Origin of the sequence: Thauera sp. SDU_THAU2, assembly GCF_038260575.1 — a bacterium.
GTDB lineage: Bacteria > Pseudomonadota > Gammaproteobacteria > Burkholderiales > Rhodocyclaceae > Thauera.
Window position 1 is genome coordinate 887,198 of the sequence record NZ_JBBWUN010000003.1, and the last position, 14,861, is coordinate 902,058.

The following is a 14,861-nucleotide window of genomic DNA, read 5'->3' on the forward strand; positions in this document are numbered from 1 at the left end:
ATTCATGGCGGGGCCAGCCTGACGAGCGTTCCTGACGCCGGAAGCTCGACAAGTTCGCGGCGAGGAAGCCCCGGCCTTCAGGCTGGGGTGGCTCACAGCGATGGTGCCGGGCGTGCAGGCTGATCCCCCCGAGGTGCGCAGCGCTTTGCCCGGTCCGATCCGCGCGCTGGGGCACCGCAATTTCCGCTATTACTTCCTGGGGCAGGTGGTATCGATCCTCGGCACCTGGATACAGCAGGTGGCGATGTCATGGCTGGTCTATCGGCTGACCGGGTCGGTGGCGCTGCTCGGCATCACCACGTTTGCCGCTTTGGTGCCGATGCTGGTGGTGGGCCCCCTGGCGGGAGCCTGGATCGATCGCCACGACAAACGCCGGCTGCTGATCCTGGTGCAGGGCCTGCTGGCGCTGCAGGCCTTGTCGCTGGCAGTGCTGACCCGGTTCGAACTGGTCGGACCGGACCTGCTGGTCGCGATGTCGGTGCTGCTGGGGGTGTTGAATGCCTTCGATACGCCGCTGCGGCAGTCGCAGATCAACAGCTTCGTCGGCAACCGGGCCGATCTGCCGAATGCGCTGGCGCTGAACGCGATGGCGTTCAATTCGGGGCGTTTTCTCGGCCCGCCACTGGCTGGTCTGCTGCTCGGGCTGACGTCGGAGGCCTTCTGCTTCATGCTCAACGCGCTGTCGTTCGCCGCGCTGGCCTTCGGCGTGTGGCGGATTCGCGTGGCGCCCTCGCCGCGCGCGAGCGGCAGCACGGCATCGGTGTTCCGCGAAGGCCTGGCGTATGTGTGGAACACTTATGCGATCCGGACGCTGATCCTCACGCTGGCGATGACGAATCTGACGGCATCGAGCTATGCGGTATTGCTGCCGGTGTTCGCGAAGGATATTTTTGCCGGCGATGCGCGCATGCTCGGCATGCTGTGGGGGGCGGCCGGCGCGGGTGCCTTCCTGGGCACGGTGTTCCTTGCCACGCGCAAGCATCTGCCCGGCCTAGTGGCGGTGATCCTCTGTGGCGCGGCGATCGGTACACTGGGCTTGCTGATCTTCTCGTACAACCGTTTCCTGCCCGTTGCGCTGCTGGCCATGGGCATGCTGGGTCTGGGCATCTCGATCGGCAACGTCGCCACCAACATGCTGTTGCAGACCCTGGCGCCCGACCATCTGCGGGGGCGGGTCGTGTCCTTCTTCAGTTCGACGCGTTTCGGCTTCGACGCCATCGGCGGTCTGCTTGCCGGCCTGCTGGCGGCTCAGGTCGGCGTGCAGCGGGCGATGCTGATCGAGGGGCTGGTACTGGCGACCTTTGTCGTCTGGGCGCTCGGCACCCGGAGCCGCTTGCGTGATGACGTGGTGAGCCGGGTCTGACGGAACATGACATGAGCAGCCGGCGGGGAAGACCGGCTCAGGGTGATTGGCCATGCTGTTGTTGACGTTAACGTCAACGTGAAATATGTTTGCAGGCTGATGTTCATATATCGGTCCACAGACGGGGAACTTGGCGATGCAGATCGAAAACGGCGTATTCGTTGTGACGGGCGGCGGCTCGGGCCTGGGGGCTGCGACGGCGCGCATGCTGGTGGAAGCGGGGGGCAGGGTGGTGCTGGCCGATGTCAATCGCGAGGCGGGTGAGGCACTGGCCGCCGAACTGGGCGCGGTCGCGGCCTTCGTCGCCACCGACGTCACCGACGAGGCGAGCGGCAAGGCGGCGATCGATCGTGCGGTGTCGGGCTTTGGCGGCCTGAACGGCCTCATCAACTGCGCCGGCGTGGCGCCGGCCGAGAAAGTCGTCGGCCGCGAGGGGCCGCACCGGCTGGATTCCTTCGCCCGCACGGTGTCGATCAACCTGATCGGCACCTTCAACATGATCCGGCTGGCGGCCGAGGTCATGAGCAAGGCCGCGGCGGACGCCGGCGGCGAGCGGGGTGTAATCGTCAACACGGCGTCGGTCGCGGCGTTCGACGGCCAGATCGGGCAGGCAGGCTATGCTTCGTCCAAGGCCGGCGTGGTCGGGCTGACGCTGCCGGTGGCGCGCGAGCTGTCGCGCTTCGGTATCCGGGTCATGGCGATCGCGCCGGGCATCATGGAAACGCCGATGCTGATGGGGATGCCGCAGGAAGTGCAGGATTCGCTGGGCAGGATGGTTCCCTTCCCGCCGCGCCTCGGCAGGCCGGCCGAGTTCGCCGGACTGGTCCGCCACATCATCGAGAACGTCACCTGAACGGCGAGGTGATCCGCCTCGACGGCGCCATCCGCATGGCGGCGAAGTGAGCGCCGGGTGAGTTCCCCCGCCTGCGCTGCGGCACATCGCCGCAGCGCAGGCGGCCGCGCAATGGCCGGGCAAGGGGAAATGTGCTAAAAACGGGCCGTCCCAACGGGTTGTCCCGTTTCAACCGCCCCTGAAGGATATGTCCTTCAGGGGCGGCTTCATATTGTTGTTGCCGATGACTGCTGCCGACCCTTCCGCTGCTTCTCCCTCTGTCGATTCGCCGTCTGTCGCCGCAACCCAGAGCCGGGAGGCCGACTGCTATCACTGCGGCCTGCCCATTCCGCCCGAAACGCAGCACCATGTTCGCATCGATGGCAGCGACCGGCGGATGTGCTGTGTCGGCTGCGAGGCCGTTGCCCAATCCATCGTCGACAACGGCCTGGTGGACTACTACCGCCACCGCGATGCGATGCCCGAGACGCGGCGCGAGGCGATACCGGTCGAGCTGCAGGAACTCGGCCTGTTCGACCATCCGGATTTTCAGAAGAGTTTCGTCCGCCCGGTGGGCGAGCACGAGCGCGAAGCCTCGCTGATCCTGGAAGGCATCACCTGTGCCGCCTGCGTGTGGCTGAACGAGAAACATGTCGCCCGCCAGGAAGGCGTGTCCGCGGTCGAGATCAACTATGCGACGCGGCGGGCGCGGGTGCGCTGGGACGAGCGCAGGATCAAGCTTTCCGACATTCTCGGCGCCATCCAGGCGATCGGCTACCGTGCCTATCCCTATGATGCCGAGCGCTCCGAGCAGATCGCCGACCGCGAGCGCCGCTCGATGCTGTGGCGGGTGTTCGTCGCCGGCTTCGGCATGATGCAGGTCATGATGTACGCCTTCCCCGTCCACGTTGCGGGCGAAGGCGACATGAGCTGGAATATGGAGCTGCTGATGCGCTGGGCCAGCCTGCTGCTGACCCTGCCGGTAGTGCTGTATTCGGCGGCTCCGTTCTTTCAGCGCGCGGTGCGCGACATCCGCCTGCGCCGGCTGGGCATGGACGTGCCGGTCGCGGTGGGGGTGGGCAGCGCCTTCCTCGCCAGCCTGTGGGCGACGCTGACCGACGGGCCGGAAGTGTATTTCGACTCGGTGACGATGTTCGTGTTCTTCCTGCTCGGCGGGCGCTACCTGGAGATGGTGGCGCGCCAGAAGGCGGTGCGCGGCGTCGAGGAACTGGGCAAGGTGCTGCCGTCCTTCGCCGAGCGGCTGGCGGGCTGGCCCGAACAGGTCGCCGCCGAGCGCGTGCCGGCCTCGCAACTGGCGGTGGGCGACGTGCTGCGGGTCCGCCCGGGTGAAGTGATTCCGGCCGACGGCGTCGTCGTCGAGGGCGTGGGCGAAGTCAACGAGGCGCTGCTGACCGGCGAGAGCCTGCCCGTCGCCAAGCGGGCCGGCGATCTGCTGACCGGCGGCAGCATCAACGTCTCGTCACCGCTGCTGTTCCGTGTCGAGCACGTCGGCGACGAGACGCGGCTGGCGGCCATCCGCCGGCTGATGGAGCGCGCGGCGACGGAGAAGCCGCGCGTCGCGACGCAGTCCGACAAGGTGGCGGAGTGGTTCATCGTGACGCTGCTGGCGCTGGCCAGCCTGACCGGCATCGCCTGGTATTTCATCGATAGCGAACGGGCCTTGTGGGTGTTCGTGTCGGTACTGGTGGTTGCCTGCCCGTGCGCCCTGTCGCTGGCCACGCCGACCGCGCTCACCGTGGGCACCGACGCGATGGCGCGCATGGGCGTGCTGGTCACGCGCGGCCACGCCATCGAGACGCTGGCCAATGCCACGCATTTCGTGTTCGACAAGACCGGCACGCTGACCCACGGACGCATGCGGCTGGACGAGATTCTGCCGCTCGGCGGGCGGAATGCAGCCGAACTGACCGCGTTGGCCGCGGCGATCGAGCAGGGATCGGAGCATCCGGTGGCTGCCGGCCTGCGCGAGGCGGCGCAGGACATGGCGTTGCCGGCGGTGCATGCGCTGCGCGCCGAGACGGGGCAAGGCATGCAGGGCGTCATGAATGGCGAGGCGTTCTGGATCGGCCGCCCCCAGTACGTCGCCGAGGCTGCCGGCCTGACGCCGCCGACCGTGCTCGAAACCTTTGCCGAGCGCGGCGGAACGGTGGTGGCGCTGGCTTCCGCCGCAGGCTGGCAGGGATTGTTCAGGTTGGCCGATACGCTGCGTGCGGGGGCCGGACCTCTGGTGCGGCAGCTTGCCGAGGACGACATCGAGCTCGGCGTGCTGTCCGGCGACGCATCGCGCGCAGTTGCCGCGGTCGCAGATGAACTGGGCATCGCCGAAGCGCATGGCGGCATGAGCCCGCAAGGCAAGCAAGCCTGGATCGCCGGCTTGCAAAAGACGCCGACGGCGGTGGTGGCGATGGTCGGCGACGGCGTCAATGATGCGCCGGTGCTGGCCCAGGCCCACGTTTCGGTGGCGATGGGCGGCGGCACGGAACTGGCCCGCAACCAGGCCGACATCGTGCTGCTCAACGAGAACCTCGGCAGCCTCGGGAAGGCGGTGCTGCTTGCGCGCAAGACGCTGCGGATCATCCGCCAGAATCTGTGGTGGTCCTTTGCCTACAACTTCAGCTCGGTGCCGCTGGCGATGCTGGGCCTGGTCACGCCCTGGATGGCCGGTGTCGGCATGGCCGGCAGCTCGCTGCTGGTGGTGCTGAACGCGATGCGCCTGCAGCGCGTGCCGCGCACCGACGAATAAGGGAATGGACGAGTCCCGACATGGAAGCAAGCCTGTATCTCCTCATCCCGCTCTCCGTGGTACTGGTGTTCGTCATCGGCGGGCTGTTCTGGTGGTCGCTGCGCAACGGCCAGTACGATGACCTGGAGGGCCCGGCCTATCGCCTGCTGCTCGACGATCGCGACGAACTGCCCCGGGACGCCGAAGCGCCGGAGTCCAAGGACGAGGAGGCGGCGAAGGAGCGGGAGCGCTGAAGGAAGTGCGCGCGGGTTGACCTAGGTCAACTTGATTTTTTTCCGTTGCGGCACACTTCGTTTCAACGGTTTCAGACGACTGCGCGGCAGCGGTCCGAAACAGGCTTTTTTGTCTCTCTGTTGGGGTTGGGGGTGCGTTGATTCGCACCCTTTTTTTTGCCCGGGCCCGTCGGCACGGGTTCGGCCCTGGCAACTCGTTGTGCCATCGACCCGCTTCCATCGTGTCGCCAAAGTGGGCGAGCTTGCCGATCTCCTGTTCCGGGCCGTGCCCGTATCGGGCACCCGAGGCCGCGGCCACCATCACCAGCAGGGTGAACCGTAAGCCGAGCGCTATCCTCGATCGATCGCCTGACTGACCGCTTGTGCGACCGCCTGCGCGCTCGCTTCGTCGATGGTCGAAATCGTGATGCGCAAACCGTGTGCGGGCGACTGCACGCCAAAGGGTTCGCCGCCACGCACCAGCCAGCCACGCTGTGCCAGGGCGAGCACGGCCTGCCGGCTGTTTCCCGGCAGCGGCAGCCACAGGTTCAGGCCATCGGCAGGTGCTGCCACCGCAATGCCGTGCTCGGCCAGCGCAGTCGCCATGATCTGACGGCGGCGGGCATAGTCCACGCGGGCCTGCTCGATCCTTGCGGACACTTCCACCGAAGCCAGGCAGGCTCCGACGGCATCCTGCAGAAGATGGCTGACCCAGTTCGTGCCGGGTGCCAGGCGCAGCCGCAGCCGCTGGGCGGTCTGTTCGTCGCTGGCGACGAAGGCCAGGCGCAGGTCGGGGCCGAGCATCTTGGACACCGAGCGGATCAGCGCCCAGCGCCGGGCCGCCGGCGGAACCGCGTCGTGGTAGTCGGTGAAGGCCAGGCGCGCGAAATGGTCGTCGATGATGACCAGCACCTGCGGATGGCGCGCCAGCACCGCGCATAGCCGGCGGGCGCGTGCCGCGCTCAGGCTGCAGCCGGTCGGATTGTGTGCCCGAGGCGTCAGGATGACGGCCTGCACGCCTTGCGCCAGCGCCTGCTCCAGCGCTTCGATCCGCATCCCTTCGGCATCGACGGCGACCCCCAGGGGCTGAAACCCGTTGATGCGCAATACGTTGATGTGGCTGAGGAAGCACGGATCCTCCACCGCCACCTTGTCGCCCGTGACCAGATAGGCCGCCAGCAGGCGCTCGACCGCATCCACTGCGCCATGCGTCAGATTGATCTCGAAGCGCTCGGGGCATTGGCCCGTCATCCATTGGCGGGCAGCGGCCTCCAGCGCCGGATCGACCGTGGCTTCGCCATAGAGACGGGGGCGGTAGGGCGTGCTTGCCAGGATCGCAGGCATGTCGGGCAGCCAGTGCGGATTGGGGTTGCCGCCGCCCAGGTCGGCCAAGGGCGAATCGGGAACCGAACCCTCCTGCTCGCCCGGGCCTGGACGCTCGCGGATCACCGTGCCCAGGCGTCCCTGTGTGATCGCGACGCCGGCTGCGACCAGACGCTTGTATGCCATCGCCACCGTATTGCGGTTGACGCCCAGCGTGACGGCGAGATCACGCACCGGGGGCAAGGCCTGGCCCGGCTCCAGTACGCCTGTCTGCGTCAAGGTACGGATGTTGTCGAAGATCTCCGCTGCCGTTTTTCCGACAATTTCCATAATGGTCTAGAGCGTGATAGAGTTTGACATAGGACAATAATACGTTGCCCTGGCGGCAATTGCACTGCCCGAGCGCGCTGCTGATCATGTCATCGAGATATTTTTGCGCGGCGAGAGAGAACTGCAGGAGGTTTGCCTGAAATGGTAGCCGATGGCGGGGTCCGGCCGATTCGAATCGGCCGGTCATTGGTCGTTTTTTACTGCCGGACGCGCGGCGCGCCCGCATGAAGGCGAACGCCGGAATTCTGCTGCCGGGGCCGGCCTGGCCGCCCCCGCAACGGAGGCTCGAGGGGGACAGGCTCGTACTCGGCTTCCTACGGCCCGCCCACTGCAATACAATATTGATCTGTGTCAAATTGTGGTTCCGATCTCCACGTATCCTTCGTGCCGGCCTTGCCGGGGCGTCTGTGGCAGGGTTGGGTGGCGGCTCAAAAGGGGTTTTCAACTAAGAGGTGACTTACATGCAATCGCAAGCGACTTATAACTATAAAGTCGTGCGCCAGTTCGCCATCATGACGGTGGTGTGGGGCATCGTGGGCATGCTGGTCGGCGTCATCGCCGCGGCACAGCTCGTGTGGCCCGAACTGAACGTTCACGAATTCCTGCATTTCGGCAGGCTCCGTCCGCTTCATACCAATGGCGTGATCTTTGCGTTTGGCGGTTGCGCGTTGTTCGCCACCTCCTACTACGTGGTCCAGCGAACCTGTCATACCCGGCTGTTTGCGCCGGGTCTGGCCGCCTTCACCTTCTGGGGCTGGCAACTGGTCATCCTGCTGGCGGTGATCACGCTGCCGCTGGGTTACACCAGCTCGAAGGAATACGCCGAACTCGAATGGCCGATCGACATCCTGATCGCGATCGTCTGGGTGTCCTACGCAATCGTGTTCTTCGGCACCATCGCCAAGCGCACGGTTTCGCACATCTACGTCGCGAACTGGTTCTTCGGCGGCTTCATCCTCACCGTCGCGCTGCTGCACATCGTCAACAGCGCCGCGATCCCCATCTCGATGACCAGCATGAAGTCCTACTCCGCCTATGCCGGCGTGCAGGACGCGATGGTCCAGTGGTGGTACGGCCACAACGCGGTGGGCTTCTTCCTGACCGCGGGCTTCCTGGGCATGATGTACTACTTCGTGCCGAAGCAGGCCGATCGTCCGGTGTATTCCTATCGCCTGTCCGTGGTTCACTTCTGGGCGCTGATCTTCACCTACATGTGGGCCGGCCCGCACCACCTGCACTACACCGCACTGCCCGACTGGACCCAGTCCGTCGGCATGGTGTTCTCGCTGATCCTGCTGGCACCGTCCTGGGGCGGCATGATCAACGGCGTCATGACCCTGTCGGGTGCCTGGCACAAGCTGCGTACCGACCCGATCCTGAAGTTCCTGATCACCGCGCTGTCGTTCTACGGCATGTCGACCTTCGAAGGTCCGATGATGTCGATCAAGACCGTGAATGCGCTGTCGCATTACACCGACTGGACGGTCGGCCACGTGCACTCCGGCGCACTGGGCTGGGTGGCGATGATCTCGATCGGCTCGATCTACTTCCTGCTGCCGCGCATGTACGGCAAGACCGAGATGTACAGCGTCAAGCTGATCAACGCGCACTTCTGGATCGCCACCATCGGCATCGTGCTCTACATCGCCTCGATGTGGATCTCGGGCGTGATGCAGGGCCTGATGTGGCGTGCGACCAACGCCGACGGCACGCTGACCTACTCCTTCGTCGAGAGCGTCAAGGCCAGCTATCCGTTCTGGACCATCCGCTTCATCGGCGGAGTGCTGTTCCTCGCCGGCATGTTGATCATGTTCTACAACATGGTGAAGACCATCGCCGGCCAGAAGGCCTATGAAGCGCCGGTGCTCGCACCCGCGGCCGCTCACGCCTGATCGGAGAACGATAAACATGGCTCAATCGAAACACGAAAAAATCGAGCGCAACGTATTCCTGATGATCGTCCTGTCGCTGATGACCGTCAGCGTGGGCGGTCTGGTGGAAATCGTGCCGCTGTTCTTCCAGCACTCGACGACGACGGCAATCGACCACAAGGGCAATGCGCTCGACGTCAAGCCCTATGACCCGGTCCGGCTGGTCGGTCGCGACATCTACGTCCGCGAAGGCTGCTACAACTGTCATTCGCAGATGATCCGTCCGTTCCGCGCCGAAACCGAGCGCTATGGCCATTACTCGGTGGCGGGCGAGTTCATCTACGACCACCCGTTCCAGTGGGGCTCCAAGCGTACCGGCCCCGATCTGGCGCGTGTCGGCGGCCGCTATTCCGACGAATGGCAGCGGGCGCACCTGCTCAATCCGCGCGACGTGGTGCCCGAGTCGAACATGCCTGCGTTCCCCTGGCTCGATCGTCCGGTCAAGGCCGACGACATCCAGCTGAAGATGCGTGCGCTCAACAAGGTGGGCCTGCACAAGTACAGCGAGGAAGAGATCGCCGCCGCGCCCGCCGCCCTCGAGGGCAAGACCGAACTGGACGCCATCATTGCGTACCTGCAGGGTCTGGGCACTGCGATTTCGGACTTTAAGTAAGGACTGGGCGCGTCGTGGATATCAATGACCTCAGAAGCCTGTTCACTGTTCTGGGCTTGCTGTGCTTCCTGGGCATCGTCGTCTGGGCATACAGCAAGCACGCCAAGAAGGGATTCGACGAGGCGGCGCGCCTGCCCCTGAGCGATGATGACCTGCCGGCCTCCGATCGCCGGCAAGACCAAGAGGGAAAAGCAAATGGCTGACTTTATCAGCGGTTTCTGGAACATGTATGTGATGGTCCTGGTGGCCCTCTCCATCCTGTTCTGCGTGTTCGTGCTGGTGTCGAACATGACCAAGCGCGAAAAGGGACCGGTCGAACTGCACGGCCACGTGTGGGACGAGACGATCGCCGAATACAACAATCCGCTGCCGCGCTGGTGGATGTATCTGTTCTGGCTCACGATCATCTTTGCCGTCACGTATCTGGCGATCTATCCGGGCTTCGGCAACGTGAACCAGCACCGTGGCCAGTGGGCGCAGTACGACGCCGAAATGGCCAAGGCCGAAGAGCGCTACGGCCCGATCTTCGCCAAATACCGCGAGATGGACGTGATGGCCGTGGCTGCCGATCCGGAAGCGAACGCGATGGGCAAGCGCCTGTTCCTGACCTACTGTGCGCAGTGCCATGGTTCGGCTGCACAGGGCAACAAGGGCTTCCCCAACCTGACCGACGACGAATGGCAGTGGGGCGGTGATCCCGAGACGATCAAGGCCACCATCACCGGTGGGCGCATGGGGATCATGACGCCCTTCGGCCCGATCCTGGGGGCGGAAGGTGTCAAGGACGTCGCCAACTACGTGCGTTCGCTGTCGGGCCTGGCGCACGACTCGCTGCGCGCCCAGCGCGGCAAGGATGCCTTCGACACCAACTGCGTGGCCTGCCACGGCGCCGATGGCACCGGCAACCCGATGCTCGGCGCGCCCAACCTGGCCAACAAGGCCTGGCTGTATGGCTCGTCCGAAGCAACCATCATCGAGACCATCTCCCACGGCCGTACCAACCAGATGCCGGCCTTCGGCGAGTTCCTCGGCGAGGACAAGGTTCACCTGCTGACGGCCTATGTGCTGAGCCTGAGCAAGCAGTAACAATCGATGCAGTTGCAGTAAAAGCAGTTCCATCCCCGGGAGGAGGGGGTCCTCCCGGGGCTACCCATAGAACAAGAACAAGAATTCATCGGTCAGAGGCACCATGAGCAGCCCATCCCCACAGCCGAAGAAATCGGCCAAGCAGAGTTCTTCCGAATCGAGCGAATCGCTCTACGAATCACGCCGCAAGCTTTACGTGCGTGCCGTCACCGGCCTGTTCGCCAACTGGCGCTGGGCCCTGGTGTGGATCACGCAGATCGTCTTCTACGGATTGCCATGGCTGACGTGGAACGATCGGCAGGCAGTCCTGTTCCATCTCACCGAACGCAAGTTCTACATCTTCGGCTGGGTGTTCTGGCCGCAGGACGTGCTCTTCCTCGCCCTGCTGCTGATCATCTCCGCCTATGCGCTGTTCTTCTTCACCGCCATCGCCGGCCGCCTGTGGTGTGGCTACGCCTGTCCGCAGACGGTGTATACCGAGATCTTCATGTGGTTCGAGCAGAAGATCGAAGGCGACCACGGCAAGCAGCAGAAGCTCGACAAGATGCCGATGAACGGCGAGAAGCTGCTCAAGCGGACGAGCAAGTACTTCGTCTGGGGGCTGTTCTCGCTATGGACCGGGTTCACTTTCGTGGCCTATTTCTCGCCGCTGGATGAATTGCTGGGAGCCGTGTCAGGCTTCACCTTCGGGCCATGGGAGGCGTTCTGGATCCTGTTCTACGCGGGCTTCACCTATCTGTTCGCAGGTGTGATGCGCGAACAGGTGTGCAAGTATATGTGCCCCTACGCCCGCTTCCAGGCGGTGATGTTCGACCCCGACACCCTGGTCGTCACCTATGACGAAGGGCGCGGTGAACCGCGCGGCTCGCGCCGGAAGGGGGTCGATCCCAGCACGGTGGGCAGGGGGGGACTGTATCGATTGCAGCATCTGTGTCCAGGTCTGTCCGACCGGAATCGACATCCGGCAGGGCCTGCAGTACGAGTGCATCGGCTGTGGGGCCTGTATCGACGCCTGTGACCAGGTGATGGACAAGATGCAGTACCCGCGCGGCCTCATCCGCTATTCGACCGATAACGCGGTGAAGAAGGGCTGGGGGCGCAAGGAGATACTCGGACACGTCTTCCGTCCTCGTACATTGATCTACGGCTTCATTCTTGCGGCGATGTGCGTCGGCTTCGTGCTGCTGCTGGCGAACCGCGAGCCGCTGCGGGTCGATGTGATTCGCGACCGCTCCTCGCTCGGGCGCGAGATCGAAGGCGGCATGATCGAGAACGTGTACAACCTGCATGTGATCAACATGTCCGAAGCGTCGCGCACCTTCCGCATCGATGTCGTGGGCATTCCCGGGGCCAGGATCGGCAGCGCGCAGAGTGTCGAGGTCGGTCCGGCGGCAACGCATTCGCTGACGACCCAGGTTCTCGTGCCTTACGACCAGGGCCAGCCGGGGGCGAACACGATTGCCTTCCAGATCACCGCGGAAGATGATTCCGGCCTGAGCATCACAGAAGAAACGACTTTCCTCATTCCAAGATGAATACGACCTTGACAGAGAAGACGCCGCCACCGTGGTACAAGCAGGGCTGGCCCTGGTTCCTGATCAGCTTTCCGGCGATTGCAGTCGTCGCCGGGATCGCGACCCTGGTGATCGCCATCAATACCTTCGACGGCATGGTGGTCGATGATTACTACAAGGAAGGGCGGGCCATCGTCCAGACGATGGAGCGTGCCGAGCATGCCAAGGAGCTGGGTCTGAAAGCGCACCTCGTCGTGCGCAGCGATTCGATCCGCATCGAACTCGATGCGCTCGATACGTCGAATCTGCCCGAACGCCTTCTCCTCACCGTCTCTCATCCTACCCGCGGGGGAATGGACCAGGAGTTGGTGGTCGAAGGCGCGGGCGGTGTAGGTACCAGACGGCACTGGCGCCCCTCAGCACCGGGCGCTGGCTGTTCCTGCTGGAGGACGAGTCCCGCAGTTGGAGAATGAACGGGGCCACCTACATCCCGACGGAGACGGAGATCTGGATTGATCCTTCAGGTTCTTAACCCGTCCATGAACAGTGTCTTAATCTCACTCATGGTGAAGGAGGCAGGCGATGCTGAAATGGATACAAGTGCTCTGGCCCTCGTTCCTGGTTGCCGCAGTGGCCGAGGCAGTCTTCTTTACCGTCGTCGACCCGCAGCAGCTCTATCTGTTCGGACAGCCGGTCGACTATGGTGAACTGGCAACCTATTCGATCGGCTTCCTCGGCTTCTGGCTGGTGTGTGCAGCGTCCAGTCTGTGCACGATCTTCTTGCAGCGCAGTGCCAGCGAGCTGAATCGACGGAATTGATGCCCCGTTGCCGGCCCTGGAAATGCAGAACGGCCCGTGAGGGCCGTTCTGCATTTCCAGGGCTTGAATCTCGGGGACTGGCCGCTCAGCGATAGACCAGAACCGGGATCTTGCTGTGCGTCAGCACTTTCTGGGTTTCGCTGCCGAGCAGCAGGCCGGCGATGCCGCGGCGGCCGTGCGAAGCCATGAAGATGAGATCGCAGCCATGGCGATCGGCAGCGTCGATCACTGCCTCGTAAGGTATTTCATTGACGACCGTATCGGTCGCCGCCACGACGCCTTCGCTGTCGGCAACGGCTTTCGCCTTGTCGAGGATGGCTTGTGCTTCCGCTGCCGCGGATTTTGCGAACTGTTCCGGCGTGGTGGGGTCGATCAAGGCACCTTCGCCGTAGATCGGCATCGGGAAGTCGGGCTGGGCGTAGAAGAAGGTGATGCGCGCCCCGGCTTCGCGGGCGAAAGTCACCGCACGGGAAACCGTGCCTTCCGACAGCGTGGAACCATCAGTGGGAACGAGGATGTGCTTGAACATGGTGTATGCCTCCTGTCGGTTGTGTGCACTTCGATTATAGCTGGCTGAGCAGCGGCATCGGGTTTGACGAGGGTCAAACGGTCTTCCGTTCGAGGGGCGCATCGTGCATGGCAGGGAGATAAGCGATGAAACTGACTTTCATGGGTGCTGCCGGCGAAGTGACCGGATCGTGTCTGCGGGTCGATCACGAGCGCGGGAGCTTTCTCGTGGATTGCGGCCTGTTCCAGGGCGGGCGGACGGCGGAGGCGCGAAACCGCCGTGCGCTCGATTTCGACCTCCGGCAGATCGACTTCGTTCTGTTGACGCATGCCCATCTCGATCACAGCGGCCTCGTGCCGCGCCTCGTCGCACTCGGCTACAAGGGACCGATCCTGGCCACGCCCGCGACGGTGGACCTGCTCGGCATCATGCTGATGGATTCCGCGCACATCCAGGAAAAGGAAGCCGAATGGGCCTTGCGCAATGCGCACAATCGCCGTGCCCGCCGCCGTGCGGAGATGACGCCGCTCTATACCGTCGAGCAGGCCCGCGCCAGCCTGGCGCGCCTGCGGCCCGTCGCCTACGAGACGGATTTCGAAGCCGGGCCGGGCGTGCGTTGCCGTTTTCGCGAAGCGGGTCACATCCTGGGGTCGGCGATCATCGAGATCGATGTCGGTGTGGGCGCGGCAGCGAAGCGCCTGGTGGCGTCGGGCGATCTCGGCCAGCCGATGCGCCCGGTGGTGCGCGATCCGGTGCCTGTCGAACGCGCGGATGTGCTGTGCATGGAATCGACCTACGGCAACCGCGCCCATCGGCCGCTCGAGGCCACGTACGACGAACTGGTCGATGCGATACGGCAGACGGTGCATGGGCGGGGCGGCAACGTCGTGATTCCGGCATTCGCAGTCGGACGGACGCAGGAGATCCTGTTCGTGCTGGCCGATCTGGTGCGCGCAGGCCGCCTCGGGCCGCTGAAGGTCGTCGTCGACTCGCCGATGGCCTCGGCGGTCACGGCGCTGACCCTGGACCACCGCGAGCTCTGGGACGAGGAGGCGCAGGCGCTCTACGCCTGGTGGCAGTCCAGCCAGGGGCGCTTCGACGTCCGCTTCGTGCAGGACGTCGAAGAGTCGATGGCGCTGAACGAAGTCCGCGGCGGCCTGGTGATCATCTCTGCCAGTGGCATGTGCGATGCAGGGCGGATCCGGCATCATCTGCGGCACAACCTCGGCCGCAGCGAATGCGCGGTCGTCATCGCCGGCTTCCAGGCCGCGGGCACGCTGGGCCGGCGGCTGGTGGATGGGGCACAGCAGGTCACGCTGTTCGGCGAGCGGGTGCCGGTGCGCGCGCGCATCCACACCATCGGCGGGCTGTCGGCGCATGCCGACCAGCCGGCACTGCTCGACTGGCTCGGGCACTTCAAACAGGCACCGCAGCATACCTTCGTCGTGCATGGAGAGCCGCTCGGCGCACTGGCGCTGGTCGATGCCATCCACGACCGGCTGGGATGGCGGCATGTGCTGATGCCCGAGCCCGGGCGGACCTACGCCATCCAATGAATCGCATGGG

The 14,861-nt window shown here is 64.6% G+C and carries 12 protein-coding genes and 2 pseudogenes; 12 read left to right on the top strand and 2 right to left on the bottom strand.

Going from position 1 to position 14,861, the window contains the following annotated elements; genetic code table 11:
* Nucleotides 1-112: 112 nt before the first annotated feature.
* The 4 genes and pseudogenes from AAFL97_RS05245 to ccoS all read left to right on the top strand — a co-directional run bounded on the left by AAFL97_RS05245 (nucleotide 113) and on the right by ccoS (nucleotide 5,192).
* Nucleotides 113-1,363: an MFS transporter gene (locus AAFL97_RS05245; protein ID WP_341644016.1), complete on the top strand. Its 1,251-nt coding sequence runs from the start codon at nucleotides 113-115 to the stop codon at nucleotides 1,361-1,363.
* A gap of 136 nt (nucleotides 1,364-1,499) precedes the next feature.
* Nucleotides 1,500-2,266: pseudogene (locus AAFL97_RS05250) on the top strand (3-hydroxyacyl-CoA dehydrogenase).
* A gap of 173 nt (nucleotides 2,267-2,439) precedes the next feature.
* A complete protein-coding gene (locus tag AAFL97_RS05255; RefSeq protein WP_341644017.1) occupies nucleotides 2,440-4,959 on the top strand; it encodes a heavy metal translocating P-type ATPase in 2,520 nt (839 codons plus the stop codon).
* Between the two features lie 20 nt (nucleotides 4,960-4,979).
* Nucleotides 4,980-5,192: a cbb3-type cytochrome oxidase assembly protein CcoS gene (gene ccoS, locus AAFL97_RS05260; RefSeq protein ID WP_341644018.1), complete on the top strand. Its 213-nt coding sequence runs from the start codon at nucleotides 4,980-4,982 to the stop codon at nucleotides 5,190-5,192.
* Between the two features lie 330 nt (nucleotides 5,193-5,522).
* On the opposite strand, the gene ptsJ is transcribed toward ccoS, so the two are convergent.
* The gene (gene ptsJ, locus AAFL97_RS05265) at nucleotides 5,523-6,824 is read right to left on the bottom strand and encodes a MocR-like B6 salvage transcription factor PtsJ (RefSeq protein WP_341644019.1); all 1,302 of its coding nucleotides are present in this window, start codon (nucleotides 6,822-6,824) and stop codon (nucleotides 5,523-5,525) included.
* 461 nt (nucleotides 6,825-7,285) lie between these two features.
* Between ptsJ and ccoN the strand changes: the two genes are divergently transcribed.
* The 7 genes and pseudogenes from ccoN (at nucleotide 7,286) to AAFL97_RS05300 (ending at nucleotide 12,787) form a co-directional block, all read left to right on the top strand.
* Nucleotides 7,286-8,716, top strand: a complete 1,431-nt coding sequence (ccoN, locus tag AAFL97_RS05270; protein ID WP_341644020.1) for a cytochrome-c oxidase, cbb3-type subunit I — start codon at nucleotides 7,286-7,288, stop codon at nucleotides 8,714-8,716.
* A gap of 16 nt (nucleotides 8,717-8,732) precedes the next feature.
* On the top strand, nucleotides 8,733-9,368 hold the full coding sequence (gene ccoO / locus AAFL97_RS05275) for a cytochrome-c oxidase, cbb3-type subunit II (RefSeq protein ID WP_341644021.1): 636 nt from the start codon (nucleotides 8,733-8,735) through the stop codon (nucleotides 9,366-9,368).
* A 14-nt stretch (nucleotides 9,369-9,382) separates the two neighbouring features.
* Complete coding sequence (locus tag AAFL97_RS05280; RefSeq protein ID WP_068636176.1) at nucleotides 9,383-9,571, top strand: CcoQ/FixQ family Cbb3-type cytochrome c oxidase assembly chaperone; 189 nt, start codon at nucleotides 9,383-9,385, stop codon at nucleotides 9,569-9,571.
* Nucleotides 9,564-10,454 (top strand): cytochrome-c oxidase, cbb3-type subunit III, encoded by an 891-nt coding sequence (gene ccoP, locus AAFL97_RS05285; RefSeq protein WP_341644022.1) that lies wholly within the window; start codon nucleotides 9,564-9,566, stop codon nucleotides 10,452-10,454. The genes AAFL97_RS05280 and ccoP overlap by 8 nt, the downstream gene beginning before the upstream one ends.
* 103 nt (nucleotides 10,455-10,557) lie before the next feature.
* A pseudogene (gene ccoG, locus AAFL97_RS05290) lies at nucleotides 10,558-11,989 on the top strand (cytochrome c oxidase accessory protein CcoG).
* Nucleotides 11,986-12,441: a FixH family protein gene (locus AAFL97_RS05295; RefSeq protein ID WP_341644023.1), complete on the top strand. Its 456-nt coding sequence runs from the start codon at nucleotides 11,986-11,988 to the stop codon at nucleotides 12,439-12,441. Before ccoG ends, AAFL97_RS05295 begins: the two are co-directional and overlap by 4 nt.
* Nucleotides 12,442-12,550: 109 nt before the next feature.
* The gene (locus AAFL97_RS05300) at nucleotides 12,551-12,787 is read left to right on the top strand and encodes a hypothetical protein (RefSeq protein ID WP_341644024.1); all 237 of its coding nucleotides are present in this window, start codon (nucleotides 12,551-12,553) and stop codon (nucleotides 12,785-12,787) included.
* An 85-nt stretch (nucleotides 12,788-12,872) separates the two neighbouring features.
* On the opposite strand, the gene AAFL97_RS05305 is transcribed toward AAFL97_RS05300, so the two are convergent.
* Entirely contained in the window at nucleotides 12,873-13,316 is a 444-nt protein-coding gene (locus AAFL97_RS05305) for a universal stress protein (RefSeq protein WP_341644025.1), read from the bottom strand.
* Between the two features lie 125 nt (nucleotides 13,317-13,441).
* Between AAFL97_RS05305 and AAFL97_RS05310 the strand changes: the two genes are divergently transcribed.
* Entirely contained in the window at nucleotides 13,442-14,851 is a 1,410-nt protein-coding gene (locus tag AAFL97_RS05310) for an MBL fold metallo-hydrolase (protein ID WP_341644026.1), read from the top strand.
* Nucleotides 14,852-14,861 lie beyond the last annotated feature (10 nt).

What these genes read in the sequence shown, in the direction of transcription:
- AAFL97_RS05255 (WP_341644017.1), top strand. Translation starts at nt 2,440, where the DNA reads ATGACTGCTGCCGACCCTTCCGCTGCTTCTCCCTCTGTCGATTCGCCG.
- ccoS (WP_341644018.1), top strand. Translation starts at nt 4,980, where the DNA reads ATGGAAGCAAGCCTGTATCTCCTCATCCCGCTCTCCGTGGTACTGGTG.
- ptsJ (WP_341644019.1), bottom strand. Translation starts at nt 6,824, where the DNA reads ATGGAAATTGTCGGAAAAACGGCAGCGGAGATCTTCGACAACATCCGT.
- ccoN (WP_341644020.1), top strand. Translation starts at nt 7,286, where the DNA reads ATGCAATCGCAAGCGACTTATAACTATAAAGTCGTGCGCCAGTTCGCC.
- ccoO (WP_341644021.1), top strand. Translation starts at nt 8,733, where the DNA reads ATGGCTCAATCGAAACACGAAAAAATCGAGCGCAACGTATTCCTGATG.
- ccoP (WP_341644022.1), top strand. Translation starts at nt 9,564, where the DNA reads ATGGCTGACTTTATCAGCGGTTTCTGGAACATGTATGTGATGGTCCTG.
- AAFL97_RS05295 (WP_341644023.1), top strand. Translation starts at nt 11,986, where the DNA reads ATGAATACGACCTTGACAGAGAAGACGCCGCCACCGTGGTACAAGCAG.
- AAFL97_RS05300 (WP_341644024.1), top strand. Translation starts at nt 12,551, where the DNA reads ATGCTGAAATGGATACAAGTGCTCTGGCCCTCGTTCCTGGTTGCCGCA.
- AAFL97_RS05305 (WP_341644025.1), bottom strand. Translation starts at nt 13,316, where the DNA reads ATGTTCAAGCACATCCTCGTTCCCACTGATGGTTCCACGCTGTCGGAA.
- AAFL97_RS05310 (WP_341644026.1), top strand. Translation starts at nt 13,442, where the DNA reads ATGAAACTGACTTTCATGGGTGCTGCCGGCGAAGTGACCGGATCGTGT.